Genomic DNA, 13,227 nt, shown 5'->3' with positions numbered 1-13,227 from the left:
GCCTCAGGGGGCCTCCAGCCAGCCCTCGTGCTCGGCGGCCAGCGCGTCCAGGGCCGCCGGGTCGAGGCGGCCCTCCGGGTCCTCGACGACGACCAGCCACTGGGCGTCCTCCGCGTCGTCCTCGCCGGCCAGGGCGTCCCGGACGAGCTGCGGCTCCTCGGCAAGCCCGAAGCGGTCCACAAGCTCCTCCGCGACCTCCTCGGCCGCGTCGCGGTCGGGCAGCACCAGCACGTGTCTCACATCGCTCACGCGCACATTCTCGACGATGGACCGGCTGTCGGTGGCGCGTGGGATCCTTGACCGCGATGGCCACCAAGAAGTCTTCCCCCGACGACCTCCTCGCCCCGCTCACGCTCGCCGTGGGCCAGGAGGACCTGCTGCTCGACCGTGCCGTGCGCGAGGTGGTGGCGGCCGCCCGGGCCGCCGACGCCGACACCGACGTGCGCGACCTCGCCCCCGAGCAGCTGCAGCCCGGCGCGCTCGCCGAGCTGACCAGCCCCTCGCTCTTCGCCGAGCGCAAGGTCCTGGTCATGCGGAACGCCCAGGACCTGCCGGCGGACACCATCAAGGAGATCAAGGCCTACCTCGACGACCCGGCCGAGGAGATCACCCTCGTGGTGCTGCACGCCGGCGGCGCCAAGGGCAAGGGGCTCCTCGACGCGGCCCGCAAGGCGGGCGCCCGCGAGGTCGCCTGCCCGAAGACGACCAAGCCCGCGGAGCGGCTGACCTTCGTGCGGCAGGAGTTCCGCAGCCTCGGCCGCTCGGCCACGCCCGAGGCCTGCCAGACGCTCGTCGACGCCATCGGCAGCGACCTGCGGGAACTGGCCTCCGCCGTCGCACAGCTCACCTCGGACGTCGACGGCACCATCGACGAGGCGGTCGTCGGCCGCTACTACACGGGCCGCGCCGAGGCCTCCTCCTTCACCGTCGCCGACCGCGCCGTCGAGGGCCGCGCCGCCGAGGCCCTGGAGGCCCTGCGCTGGTCGCTGTCCACGGGCGTCGCGCCGGTCCTCATCACCAGCGCCCTCGCCCAGGGCGTCCGGGCCATCGGCAAGCTGTCCTCGGCCCGCGGCGGCCGCCCCGCCGACCTCGCCCGCGAGCTCGGCATGCCGCCCTGGAAGATCGACCGGGTCCGCCAGCAGATGCGCGGCTGGACCCCCGACGGCGTCTCCCTCGCCCTGCGCGCGGTCGCCGAGGCCGACGCCGGCGTCAAGGGCGGCGGCGACGACCCCGAGTACGCCCTGGAGAAGGCGGTCGTCGCGATCGCCCGCGCCGCCCGCATGCGCCGCCCCTGACGCGTAGCCGTACGCCGGGAAGGCCCTGGAAAAGCCACAGGCCCCGCCGCCTCCTGGGGAAGGAGGACGGCGGGGCCTGCGGGATGTTGCTCGGGTGGCCCGTACACGCGTGGCGAACGCGTCTCGCGTACGGAGCCGGGGTGGCCGTCGGGAGCGGTTAGAGGGCCCGCTGGAGTCCCGGACGGCCGGTCACATCAGAGAGCTCAGCCCTGGAGGGTGGCAACCTTGGTGGCCAGCGCCGACTTCTTGTTGGCGGCGGCGTTCTTGTGGATGACACCCTTCGAGACAGCCTTGTCGAGCTGACGCGAAGCGGCACGAGCGGCCACGGTGGCCTTCTCGAGGTCGCCGGCGGCGACAGCCTCGCGGGCCTTGCGGATCGCGGTCTTGAGCGACGACTTGACGGCCTTGTTGCGCAGGCGCGCCTTCTCGTTGGTCTTGTTCCGCTTGATCTGGGACTTGATGTTCGCCACGAAAAGAGCCTTTACAGGTTCGATGTTTCTTCAGGACGTGTCACGCAGCTGAGAGGGCACACGAGACACAGCCGTCCACGATATCAGCCGCCCACCAGACCGCCCAAACCGAGCACCCGCCCGCAGTCATGGGACGATGGAGCCTACGTATCCGTTCTGAACATCGCCCGAGACGAGAACCCTGCGTGCCCGCGACTCCTACCAACGTGCCCGAGCCGAGCCGTACCGACCCGGCTCTGATCCGCAATTTCTGCATCATCGCGCACATCGACCACGGCAAGTCGACCCTTGCCGACCGGATGCTCCAGCTGACCGGAGTGGTCGACCAGCGGCAGATGCGCGCCCAGTATCTCGACCGGATGGACATCGAGCGTGAGCGCGGCATCACGATCAAGTCCCAGGCGGTCCGTCTGCCCTGGGCCCCCACCGAGGGGCCGGAGCTGGGCCGGACGCACATCCTGAACATGATCGACACCCCGGGGCACGTCGACTTCACCTACGAGGTCTCCCGCTCGCTCGCCGCCTGCGAGGGCACGATCCTGCTGGTGGACGCGGCCCAGGGCATCGAGGCGCAGACCCTGGCCAACCTCTACCTGGCGATGGAGAACGACCTCACCATCGTCCCGGTGCTCAACAAGATCGACCTGCCGGCCGCCCAGCCGGAGAAGTTCGCCGAGGAGCTCGCCAACCTCATCGGCTGCCAGCCCGAGGACGTCCTCAAGGTCTCCGCCAAGACCGGCATGGGCGTCGAGGCGCTGCTCGACCGCGTCGTCCGGGACATCCCGGCCCCCGTCGGCAACGCCGACGCCCCGGCCCGCGCGATGATCTTCGACTCGGTCTACGACTCCTACCGCGGCGTCGTCACCTACGTCCGGGTCGTCGACGGCCAGCTCAACAAGCGCGAGCGCATCAGGATGATGTCGACCGGCGCCACCCACGAGCTCCTGGAGATCGGCACCAACTCGCCCGAGATGCTGCCGGCCGACGGCCTCGGCGTCGGCGAGGTGGGCTATCTGATCACCGGTGTGAAGGACGTCCGCCAGTCCAAGGTCGGTGACACGATCACCTCCCAGAGCAAGGGCGCCGAGGAGGCGCTCGGCGGCTACAAGGACCCGAAGCCGATGGTGTTCTCGGGCCTCTACCCGCTGGACGGCTCCGACTACCCCGAGCTGCGCGACGCCCTCGACAAGCTGCAGCTCAACGACGCCGCGCTGGTCTACGAGCCGGAGACCTCCGCCGCCCTCGGCTTCGGCTTCCGTGTGGGCTTCCTCGGCCTGCTCCACCTCGACGTGATCCGCGAGCGCCTGGAGCGCGAGTTCGGCCTCGACCTGATCGCCACCGCCCCCAACGTGGTCTACCGCGTCGTGATGGAGGACCGCAGCGAGCACACGGTCACCAACCCGAGCGAGTTCCCCGAGGGCAAGATCGACGAGGTGTACGAGCCGGTCGTGCGCGCCACGATCCTCGCCCCCGCCGAGTTCATCGGCTCCATCATGGAGCTGTGCCAGACCCGGCGCGGCACCCTCCTCGGCATGGACTACCTCTCCGAGGACCGCGTCGAGATCCGCTACACCCTCCCGCTCGCCGAGATCGTCTTCGACTTCTTCGACCAGCTGAAGTCCAAGACCCGCGGCTACGCCTCGCTCGACTACGAGCCCACCGGCGAGCAGAGCAGTTCACTCGTGAAGGTCGACATCCTGCTGCACGGCGACAAGGTCGACGCCTTCTCGGCGATCACCCACAAGGACGCCGCGTACGCCTACGGTGTGCGGCTCGTCGCCAAGCTGCGCGAGCTCATCCCGCGGCAGGCCTTCGAGGTGCCCATCCAGGCCGCCATCGGCTCCCGGGTCATCGCCCGCGAGACCATCCGCGCCATCCGCAAGGACGTCCTCGCCAAGTGCTACGGCGGTGACATCTCCCGTAAGCGGAAGCTGCTCGAGAAGCAGAAGGAAGGCAAGAAGCGGATGAAGATGGTTGGCTCCGTGGAGGTCCCCCAGGAGGCCTTCATCGCCGTCCTCTCCAGCGACGAGTCCGCGGGCAAGGCCAAGAAGTAGCCACGCCGTGCCACCGCGAACGGGTCTGTACGCCGACGGCGTGCAGACCCGTTCGTTATATGCAAGCCCTTACGCGCCAGTCCCCGGCGCTCTACTCTGAAGCCGCTCGAAGGTTACTCGCCAGTTAGTTACGCCCCGCCTGACCGCACCGCCGCCGCCCGGAGGACGTCGTGAGCGACACACAGACCCTGATCGAGAACCGGCCGCCCTCCGTGGCGGCGCTCTTCCTGGAGCGCGTGGAGCGGACCCCGGACGCCGAGGCCTACCGCTACCCGGTACCGGCCGCCTCCGGCCAGGGTCCCGACGAGTGGAAGTCGCTCAGCTGGGCGCAGGCCGCCGAACGCGTCCACGCCATCGCCGCCGGCCTCATCGACCTCGGCGTCGAGCCCGAGGAGCGGGTCGCCCTCGCCTCCGCCACCCGGGTCGAGTGGATCCTCGCCGACCTCGGCGTCATGTGCGCCGGCGCCGCCGTCACCACCGTCTACCCGCAGACCAACGCCGAGGAGTCGGCGTTCATCCTCTCCGACTCCGACTCGCGCGTCCTGATCGCGGAGAACGCCGCCCAGTACGCCAAGGCCGTCGAACGGCGCGCCGAGCTGCCCCAGCTCCACCACGTCGTCGTCATCGACGCCGAGGGCGTCGACACCTCCGACGAGTGGGTGCTCACCCTCGCCGACCTGGAGGCCCGCGGCAAGGCGTACCTGGAGAAGCACGCCGAGGTGGTCAAGGAGCGGGTCGCCGCCATCACCAAGGAGCAGCTCGCCACCCTCATCTACACCTCCGGCACCACCGGCCGCCCCAAGGGCGTGCGGCTGCGCCACGACAGCTGGTCGTACATGGCCAAGGCCATCGCCGCCACCGGCCTGGTCACCCAGGACGACGTGCAGTACCTCTGGCTGCCGCTCGCCCACGTCTTCGGCAAGGTCCTCACCTCCGGCCAGATCGAGGTCGGCCACGTCACCGCCGTCGACGGCCGCATCGACAAGATCATCGTCAACCTTCCGATCGTGCAGCCCACCTACATGGCCGCCGTCCCCCGGATCTTCGAGAAGGTCTACAACGGCGTGGCGGCCAAGGCCCGCGAGGGCGGCGGCGCCAAGTACAAGATCTTCCAGTGGGCGGCCGGCGTCGCCCGCGAGTACGCCAAGGTCACCCAGGACAACTTCCGCCGCACCGGCACCGCCTCCGCGCCCTTCGGCCTCTCCGCCAAGCACAAGGTCGCCGACGCGCTCGTCTACAGCAAGCTCCGCGAGGCCTTCGGCGGCCGGCTGCGCGCCGCCGTCTCCGGCTCCGTCGCCCTCGCCCCCGACATCGGCTACTTCTTCTCCGGCGCCGGCATCCACATCCTGGAGGGCTACGGCCTGACGGAATCCTCCGCCGCCTCCTTCGTCAACCCCGGCGAGGCCTACCGCACCGGCACCGTAGGCAAGCCGCTGCCCGGCACCGAGGTCCGCATCGCCGACGACGGCGAGATCCTGCTCCGCAGCCCCGGCATCATGGAGGGCTACCACGGCCTGCCGGAGAAGACCGCCGAGGTCCTGGAGTCCGACGGCTGGTTCCACACCGGCGACATCGGCGAACTGTCCGCCGACGGCTACCTGCGGATCACCGACCGCAAGAAGGACCTGTTCAAGACCTCCGGCGGCAAGTACATCGCCCCGACGGAGATCGAGGGCCAGTTCAAGGCCGTCTGCCCGTTCGTCTCCAACATCGTGGTCCTCGGCGCCGACCGGAACTACTGCAGCGCGCTCATCGCGCTCGACGAGCCCGCCATCCTCGGCTGGGCCGCCGAGCACGACCTCGCCGGCAAGACGTACGCGGAGGTCGTCGCCTCCCCGCAGGTCGAGCAGCTCATCGAGGGCTACGTCACCCGCCTCAACGAGGGCCTGCAGCGCTGGCAGACCATCAAGAAGTTCCGCCTCCTGCCCCGCGACCTCGACGTCGAGCACGGCGAACTCACGCCGAGCCTGAAGATGAAGCGACCGGTCGTGGAGCGGACCTACCAGCACCTCATCGACGAGATGTACGCGGGGGCACGGGAGGCCTGACCTGGGCCTTCGTAGGGCAGTGTGGAGTTATCCACAGGCTCGGCGGGACCGTCGGGCAGTACGGGACAATGGCTGCATGCCTTCCGTACTGCCCGATGGTGAGCCCATGCCCGAGGACGGGGCGCTGCCCGCCCACGCCCTTCAGGGCGCCGGGGAGCGACCGCTCGGGTTCTATCTGCACGTGCCGTACTGCGCCACCCGGTGCGGTTACTGCGACTTCAACACCTACACCGCGAGCGAGCTGCGCGGTGCCGGCGGGGTGCTCGCCTCGCGGGACAACTACGCGGGGCAGGTCGTCGAGGAGATACGCCTGGCCCGCAAGGTGCTCGGCGACGACCCGCGGCTGGTGCGGACCGTCTTCGTCGGCGGCGGCACGCCCACGCTGCTCGACGCGGGCGACCTCGTGACCATGCTCGCGGCCATCCGGGACGAGTTCGGGCTCGCCGAGGACGCCGAGGTGACGACCGAGGCGAACCCGGAGTCCGTCGACCCCGCCTATCTCGCCACGCTGCGGGAGGGCGGCTTCAACCGGATCTCCTTCGGCATGCAGAGCGCCCGGCAGCACGTCCTCAAGGTCCTCGACCGCACCCACACCCCCGGGCGGCCCGAGGCCTGTGTCGGCGAGGCGCGCGCGGCCGGCTTCGAGCACGTCAACCTCGACCTCATCTACGGCACGCCCGGCGAGACCGACGAGGACTGGCGGGCCTCCCTCGACGCGGCGATCGGCGCCGGACCCGACCACGTCAGCGCCTACGCGCTGATCGTCGAGGAGGGCACCCAGCTCGCCCGGCGCATCCGGCGCGGCGAGATACCCATGACCGACGACGACGTGCACGCCGACCGCTACCTGATCGCCGAGGACGTGCTGTCCGCGGCGGGCTTCCACTGGTACGAGGTCTCCAACTGGGCCACCTCGGACGCCGGCCGCTGCCTCCACAACGAGCTCTACTGGCGCGGCGCCGACTGGTGGGGCGCCGGCCCCGGCGCCCACAGCCACGTCGGCGGCGTGCGGTGGTGGAACGTCAAGCACCCCGGCGCGTACGCGGCCGCGCTGGGGGCGGGACGGTCCCCCGGTGCCGGACGCGAGGTCCTGTCGGACGAGGACCGGCGCGTCGAGCGGGTGCTCCTGGAGCTGCGGCTCCGGGAGGGCGTCGAGCTGGCGCTGCTCAAGCCGGCGGGGCTGGCCGCCGCCGAGCGGGCGCTGTCGGACGGCCTCCTCGCGGCGGAGCCGTACGCCGAGGGCCGGGCGGTCCTGACGCTGCGGGGTCGGCTGCTGGCCGACGCGGTGGTGCGGGACCTGGTGGACTAGCGGCGCCCCTGGCCCTACGGCGCCGTCACGAAATCGATCAGCTCCTCCACCCGGCCCAGGAGCTCCGGTTCCAGGTCCTTGTACGAGGTGACCCGGGACAGGATGTGCTGCCAGGCCGCGCCGGTGTTGGGGGGCCAGCCGAGGGCGTGGCAGATGCCGGTCTTCCAGTCCTGGCCGCGGGGGACGGTCGGCCAGGCGGGGATGCCGAGGGCGGCGGGCTTCACGGCCTGCCAGACGTCGATGTAGGGGTGGCCGACGATCAGGACGTCCGGGGAGGAGACCCGGGCGGCGAGGCGGGACTCCTTGGAGCCCTCGACCAGGTGGTCGACCAGGACGCCGAGCCGGGCGTCGGGGGCCGGGGCGAACTCGGCGACGACGGCGGGTAGGTCGTCGATGCCCTCCAGGTACTCGACGACGACGCCCTCGATGCGCAGGTCGTCGCCCCAGACGCGCTCGACCAGCTCGGCGTCGTGGCGGCCCTCGACGTAGATGCGGCCCGCGCGGGCCACCCGGGCCCGCGCGCCCGGGACGGCGATCGAGCCGGAGGCGGTGCGGGAGGGGAGGGAGGGGGCGGGGCGGGAAGGACGGACCAGGGTGACCGGCCGGCCCTCCAGGAGGAACCCCCGCGGCTCCATCGGGAAGACCCGGTGCTTGCCGAAGCGGTCCTCCAGGGTCACGGTGCCCGCCTCGCAGCGGATCACCGCCCCGCAGAAGCCCGTCGAGACCTCCTCGACGACGAGGTCGGGATCGGCCGGCACCTCCGGCACGGGCGCCGAACGCTTCCAGGGCGGCGTGAGATCCGGGTTGTAGCTGCGCATGGCTCGATTCTCGTCGAGAGTCCGTCAGTTCGAGAGTCCGTCAGTTCCCGGGCGTGGCCCGCCCATTCGGGCGACGCTACGACACCGCGAAGCGGCGTGCCAGTTCATCCCGCTGGCGCCGGACGAACGCCGCGTCCACCACCGCGCCGTGCCCCGGCACGTACACCGCGTCCTCGCCGCCCAGGGCGAGCAGCCGGTCCAGGGCGGCCGGCCAGCGGCCCGGGAGGGCGTCCGGGCCGGCCTGCGGCTCGCCGGACTCCTCCACCAGGTCGCCGCAGAAGACCACCTCGGGCGCGCCGGGCACGAACACCGCCAGGTCGTGGCCGGAGTGGCCGGGGCCGACGTTCGCGAGCAGGACCTGGCGGGCGCCCAGGTCGAGGGTCCACTCGCCGGTCACGGTGTGCTTCGGCGCGACGAGCACCTCGGCGGCCTCCGTCGCGGCCGCCTCGTCCACGCCCTGCCGTACCGCGTCCATCCGCAGTTCCTCGGCCTCCTCCCGCAGCAGCGTGTCCATGCCGACCGCGCCGAAGACCTCCGCGCCCGCGAAGACCGCCGTGCCGAGGACATGGTCGAAGTGCGGGTGGCTGAGTGCGACATGCGTCACCCTCCGCCCGCCCGTGAGAGCCGTCACCTGGGCGCGCAGCTCCGCGCCCTCCGCGAGCGTCGCGCCCGTGTCGTACAGCAGCACCGCGTCCCGTCCGATCACCAGGCCCGTCGTGGCGTCCCAGCCCGGCAGCCTGCGGCGTCCCACGCCCTCGCCGAGCCGCTCCCAGCCGTACGCTTCCCAGTCGAGATCCATACCAGGACGCTATCCGCTCCGGATCCGCTCCGGCCCGGTCGACGCCGCCTCCTTGCCAGGAGCGACGTCCGCCGCCGTACACTGGCCGGGGGATTGCTGGCACTCGGGCAGGGCGAGTGCCAAAAGCGGAGCAACCGGAACCGGAACGACAGCTGGAGGTGCGCGCGATGCTCAGCGAACGCAGGCTCGAGGTGTTGCGCGCCATCGTCCAGGACTACGTCGGCACGGAGGAGCCCGTCGGCTCCAAGGCGCTGACCGAGCGCCACCGCCTCGGCGTGTCGCCCGCCACCGTGCGCAACGACATGGCGGTCCTGGAGGAGGAGGGCTACATCGCCCAGCCCCACACCAGCGCCGGCCGCATCCCCACCGACAAGGGCTACCGCCTCTTCGTCGACCGGCTGGCCGGCGTCAAGCCGCTGTCCACCCCCGAGCGGCGGGCGATCCACAACTTCCTCGACGGGGCCGTCGACCTCGACGACGTCGTCGGTCGCACGGTGCGGCTGCTCGCGCAGCTGACCCGGCAGGTCGCCGTCGTGCAGTACCCGTCGCTGACCCGTTCGACGGTCCGGCACGTGGAGCTGCTTTCGCTGGCGCCCGCCCGGCTGATGCTGGTGCTGATCACCGACACCGGCCGGGTCGAGCAGCGCGTGATCGACTGCCCGGCGCCGTTCGGCGAGACCTCCCTCGCCGATCTGCGGGCCCGGCTCAACAGCCGCGTCGTCGGCCGCCGTTTCGCGGACGTGCCGCAGCTGGTGCAGGACCTGCCCGAGTCCTTCGAGGAGATCGAGGACCGCGGTACCGTCACGACGGTGCTCGCGACCCTCCTCGAAACGCTCGTGGAGGAGCAGGAGGAGCGGCTCATGATCGGCGGCACCGCCAATCTGACCCGCTTCGGACACGACTTCCCCCTGACGATCAGGCCCGTCCTGGAGGCCCTCGAGGAGCAGGTCGTGCTCCTCAAGCTCCTCGGCGAGGCCAAGGAATCCGGCATGACCGTGCGGATCGGGCATGAGATCGCCCACGAGGGCCTCACGTCCACGTCCGTCGTCTCGGTCGGCTACGGTTCCGGCGGCGAGGCAGTCGCCAAACTCGGCGTGGTCGGACCGACCCGCATGGACTACCCCGGAACGATGGGAGCGGTACGCGCAGTGGCACGTTACGTCGGACAGATCCTGGCGGAGTCGTAAGTGGCCACGGACTACTACGCCGTACTGGGCGTACGCCGCGACGCGTCGCAGGACGAGATCAAGAAGGCCTTCCGCCGACTCGCCCGCGAGCTCCACCCGGACGTGAACCCGGACCCGAAGACCCAGGAGCGGTTCAAGGAGATCAACGCCGCTTACGAGGTGCTGTCGGACCCGCAGAAGAAGCAGGTCTACGACCTCGGCGGCGACCCGCTGTCCGCCTCCGGCGGCGGCGCGGGGGCCGGTGGCTTCGGCGCGGGCGGCTTCGGGAACTTCTCGGACATCATGGACGCGTTCTTCGGTACGGCGTCCCAGCGCGGCCCGCGCTCGCGCACCCGGCGCGGCCAGGACGCGATGATCCGCCTGGAGATCACCCTCGAAGAGGCGGCCTTCGGCACCACCAAGGACATCCAGGTCGACACGGCCGTCGTCTGCACCACCTGCTCCGGCGAGGGCGCCGCGCCCGGCACCTCCGCGCAGACCTGTGACATGTGCCGCGGCCGCGGTGAGGTCTCCCAGGTCACCCGGTCCTTCCTGGGCCAGGTCATGACCTCGCGCCCCTGCCCGCAGTGCCAGGGCTTCGGCACCGTCGTCCCGACCCCGTGCCCGGAGTGCGCGGGCGACGGACGGGTCCGCTCCCGCCGCACCCTCACGGTCAAGATCCCGGCCGGCGTCGACAACGGCACCCGGATCCAGCTCGCCGGCGAGGGCGAGGTCGGCCCCGGCGGCGGCCCGGCCGGCGACCTGTACGTGGAGATCCACGAGGTCCCGCACGAGGTCTTCCAGCGCCGCGGCGACGATCTGCACTGCACGGTCACCCTGCCGATGACGGCGGCGTCGCTGGGCACGAAGGTGCAGCTCCAGACCCTGGACGGGCTGGAGGACGTCGACATCCGCCCGGGCACCCAGTCCGGCCAGTCGATCCCGCTGCACGGCCGCGGCGTCACCCACCTGCGCGGCAACGGCCGCGGCGACCTGATCGTGCACGTCGAGGTCCAGACCCCGACCAAGCTCGACCCGGAGCAGGAGCGCCTGCTGCGCGAACTGTCCAAGCTGCGCGGCGAGGAGCGTCCCCAGGGGCAGTTCCAGCCGGGGCAGCAGGGGCTGTTCTCGCGCCTGAAGGACGCCTTCAACGGGCGGTAGGCCATCTGCCGGGGGTCCGGGGGTTGTCCCCCGGGTCAGCACAGGCAGCCGGGGCAGCAGGGGCTGTTCTCGCGCCTGAAGGACGCGTTCAACGGACGCTAGACGTCCGGTCCGCCCGCTCGTCGGGCGCTGAGCCCGGTTGTACGTCCCCGAGGGGCGCCCCGCAACGTTGTGCGGGGCGCCTCTCGCGTTTCGGCGGCGTCGCGGCGGCATGACACGATGCCTGCATGTCCACCGCACTGAACGATCTCTCGCGTCTTCCGATCGTGCAGGCCCCCATGGCGGGTGGCGCCTCCTGTCCCGAGCTCGTCGGCGCCGTGTGCGAGGCCGGGGCGCTGGGTTTCCTGGCCGGCGGGTACAAGACCGCCGGCGGGCTGTACCAGGAGATCAAGCAGACCCGTGCGCTCACCGCGCGGCCCTTCGGCGTGAACCTCTTCATGCCGGCCGCCGGGCAGCCCGCCGACCGGGCCGCCGTCGAGGTCTACCGGCACCAGCTGGCCGGCGAGGCCACCTGGTACGAGACGGCGCTCGGCGATCCGGACCACGGCCGGGACGACGCGTACGACGCCAAGCTGGCGATCCTGCTCGACGACCCGGTGCCGGTGGTCTCCTTCACCTTCGGCTGCCCCGACCGGGACGCGCTGGACGCGTTCGCGCGGGCCGGTACGTACACGATCGTCACCGTCACCTCGGTCGAGGAGGCCCGGACGGCCGAGCGGGCCGGTGCCGCCGCGCTCTGCGTGCAGGGCATCGAGGCCGGCGGACACCAGGGCACCCACCGCGACGACCCGGCCGATGCGCCCGGCACGGGCAGCGGACGCGGGCGCGGGCTGCTCACGCTGCTCACCGAGGTCCGGGAGAGCGTGCGGCTGCCGATCGTCGCGACCGGCGGGATCATGCGCGGCCGGCAGATCGCCGCCGTGCTCGCGGCCGGCGCCGACGCGGCGCAGCTCGGCACGGCGTTCCTGGTGTGCCCCGAGTCGGGGGCGCACCCGCTGCACAAGCGGGCCCTGACCGATCCGCTGTTCACGCACACCGAACTGACCCGGGCGTTCTCCGGGCGTCCGGCGCGCGGACTGGTGAACCGTTTCATGCGCGAGCACGGGCCGTACGCCCCCGCCGCGTACCCCGAGGTGCACCATCTCACCGCGCCGCTGCGCAAGGCGGCCGCGACCGCCGGCGACCCGCAGGGGATGGCCCTGTGGGCCGGTCAGGGACACCGGCTCGCGCGCGAGCTGCCGGCCGGGCGGCTCGTCGAGCTGCTCGCCGCCGAACTCGCCGCCGTCCAGACCTCCTCCTTCACCACCGCCTCGTCCACCGCCTCGTCCACCACCTCCACCAGCGCCAGTACCAGGAGCACTTCGTGACCGCACCCGTCTTCGTCGTCGACGCCGTGCCCGCCGTCGGCGGCTTCCTCCTCGACGGGCCCGAGGGCCGGCACGCCGTGTCCGTGAAGCGGCTGCGGGCCGGTGAGGAGCTGGTGCTCACCGACGGGCGCGGCGCCTGGGCGGAGTGCACGGTCACCGCCGCCGAGGGCAAGGACCAGCTGGTCGTCGAGGTCACCGCCGTGCACGCGGACGCCGAGCCGGAGCCCCGGATCACCGTCGTCCAGGCCCTGCCCAAGGGCGACCGCGGCGAACTCGCCGTCGAGACCATGACGGAGACCGGGGTCGACGCGATCGTGCCGTGGGCCGCGTCCCGCTGCATCACCCAGTGGAAGGGCGAGCGCGGCCAGAAGGCGCTGGCCAAGTGGCGGGCCACCGCCCGCGAGGCGGGCAAGCAGTCCCGTCGCACCCGGTTCCCCGAGGTCGCCGAGCTGATGTCCGGCAAGCAGGTCGCCGCGCTGCTCGGGGAGGCGGACTTCGCGGCCGTCCTGCACGAGGACCGGGACCACCCGAGCGGTGCGCTGGCCACCGCCGAGCTGCCCGCCGAGGGCTCGATCGTGCTGGTCGTCGGGCCCGAAGGCGGGGTGTCGCCGGAGGAGTTGGCGCTGTTCGAGGCGGCCGGGGCCAGGCCGTACCGGCTCGGGCCCAGTGTGCTGCGCACCTCGACGGCCGGTACGGCGGCGGCCGCGCTGGTGCTCGGGCGCACCGGCCGCTGGGCGTAG

At 72.0% G+C, this 13,227-nt stretch carries 12 protein-coding genes; 8 read left to right on the top strand and 4 right to left on the bottom strand.

From position 1 onward, the window contains the following. Positions 1-3: 3 nt before the first annotated feature. Positions 4-249, bottom strand: coding sequence for a hypothetical protein (locus tag KV205_RS04515; RefSeq protein ID WP_265862299.1), 246 nt, complete (start codon positions 247-249; stop codon positions 4-6). Positions 250-305: 56 nt separating this feature from the next. Here KV205_RS04515 and holA point away from each other — a divergent pair, with 56 nt between their 5' ends. Beyond that, positions 306-1,295, top strand: coding sequence for a DNA polymerase III subunit delta (holA, locus tag KV205_RS04510; RefSeq protein ID WP_265862297.1), 990 nt, complete (start codon positions 306-308; stop codon positions 1,293-1,295). 203 nt (positions 1,296-1,498) lie between these two features. Here the strand turns inward: holA and rpsT are convergent, their stop codons facing one another. Further along, a complete protein-coding gene (gene rpsT / locus KV205_RS04505; RefSeq protein ID WP_265862295.1) occupies positions 1,499-1,765 on the bottom strand; it encodes a 30S ribosomal protein S20 in 267 nt (88 codons plus the stop codon). 185 nt (positions 1,766-1,950) lie between these two features. Here rpsT and lepA point away from each other — a divergent pair, with 185 nt between their 5' ends. The 3 genes from lepA (at position 1,951) to hemW (ending at position 7,176) form a co-directional block, all read left to right on the top strand. Beyond that, the gene (gene lepA / locus KV205_RS04500; protein ID WP_265862294.1) at positions 1,951-3,819 is read left to right on the top strand and encodes a translation elongation factor 4; all 1,869 of its coding nucleotides are present in this window, start codon (positions 1,951-1,953) and stop codon (positions 3,817-3,819) included. A gap of 170 nt (positions 3,820-3,989) precedes the next feature. Then, positions 3,990-5,867, top strand: coding sequence for a long-chain fatty acid--CoA ligase (locus tag KV205_RS04495; RefSeq protein WP_265862292.1), 1,878 nt, complete (start codon positions 3,990-3,992; stop codon positions 5,865-5,867). Between the two features lie 76 nt (positions 5,868-5,943). Then, complete coding sequence (gene hemW / locus KV205_RS04490) at positions 5,944-7,176, top strand: radical SAM family heme chaperone HemW (RefSeq protein WP_265862291.1); 1,233 nt, start codon at positions 5,944-5,946, stop codon at positions 7,174-7,176. A gap of 14 nt (positions 7,177-7,190) precedes the next feature. Here hemW and KV205_RS04485 read toward each other — a convergent pair whose 3' ends face one another. Both KV205_RS04485 and KV205_RS04480 read right to left on the bottom strand, forming a co-directional pair. Beyond that, complete coding sequence (locus KV205_RS04485; protein WP_265862290.1) at positions 7,191-7,994, bottom strand: DUF3097 domain-containing protein; 804 nt, start codon at positions 7,992-7,994, stop codon at positions 7,191-7,193. 76 nt (positions 7,995-8,070) lie between these two features. Further along, a complete protein-coding gene (locus tag KV205_RS04480) occupies positions 8,071-8,793 on the bottom strand; it encodes an MBL fold metallo-hydrolase (RefSeq protein WP_265862289.1) in 723 nt (240 codons plus the stop codon). Positions 8,794-8,960: 167 nt separating this feature from the next. Between KV205_RS04480 and hrcA the strand changes: the two genes are divergently transcribed. The 4 genes from hrcA (at position 8,961) to KV205_RS04460 (ending at position 13,227) form a co-directional block, all read left to right on the top strand. After that, positions 8,961-9,980: a heat-inducible transcriptional repressor HrcA gene (hrcA, locus tag KV205_RS04475; protein WP_265862287.1), complete on the top strand. Its 1,020-nt coding sequence runs from the start codon at positions 8,961-8,963 to the stop codon at positions 9,978-9,980. Further along, positions 9,981-11,120, top strand: coding sequence for a molecular chaperone DnaJ (gene dnaJ, locus KV205_RS04470; RefSeq protein WP_265862286.1), 1,140 nt, complete (start codon positions 9,981-9,983; stop codon positions 11,118-11,120). It abuts the gene before it with no gap. A gap of 227 nt (positions 11,121-11,347) precedes the next feature. Next, positions 11,348-12,487: a nitronate monooxygenase gene (locus KV205_RS04465; RefSeq protein ID WP_265862285.1), complete on the top strand. Its 1,140-nt coding sequence runs from the start codon at positions 11,348-11,350 to the stop codon at positions 12,485-12,487. Continuing rightward, positions 12,484-13,227: a 16S rRNA (uracil(1498)-N(3))-methyltransferase gene (locus KV205_RS04460; protein WP_265862284.1), complete on the top strand. Its 744-nt coding sequence runs from the start codon at positions 12,484-12,486 to the stop codon at positions 13,225-13,227. The genes KV205_RS04465 and KV205_RS04460 overlap by 4 nt, the downstream gene beginning before the upstream one ends.

This window comes from Streptomyces sp. SKN60 (assembly GCF_026236535.1).
In the GTDB taxonomy this organism is placed as follows: Bacteria; Actinomycetota; Actinomycetes; order Streptomycetales; family Streptomycetaceae; genus Streptomyces.
The sequence above is the reverse complement of the archived record's forward strand: the minus strand, read 5'-3'. Positions and strand labels throughout refer to the sequence as shown.